This is a genomic window from Streptomyces sp. AC550_RSS872, from assembly GCF_019049285.1.
GTDB lineage: Bacteria > Actinomycetota > Actinomycetes > Streptomycetales > Streptomycetaceae > Streptomyces.
In genome coordinates this window covers 1-208 of sequence record NZ_JAGMUL010000160.1, presented here as the reverse complement: position 1 = coordinate 208, position 208 = coordinate 1, and the positions used below count along the sequence as shown (strand labels likewise).

Sequence of the window (208 nt, the reverse complement as noted above, 5' to 3'; positions counted from 1 at the left end):
TCGGGGATGTCCTCGATCAGCGGGCGACGCCGCGCCATCGTGTACCCCGGCGTGAACAACGACCAGTCCATGTCGGCCACCGTCACCGACACCTCGTCCTGCTCCAACACCTGCCGCAACGCCCGAACCGCCAACTCCGGCTCCAGCAAACCCACACCACGCCGCGACAACTGCTCCGCCGTATCACCCACCGCCATCGCCGTGGCCC

General features: G+C 68.3%; 1 protein-coding gene. It reads right to left on the bottom strand.

Annotation, left to right across the window (positions count from 1 at the left end):
* On the bottom strand, positions 1–208 hold a 208-nt coding region (locus tag KUM44_RS38205), incomplete at both ends, for a hypothetical protein (protein WP_217214373.1).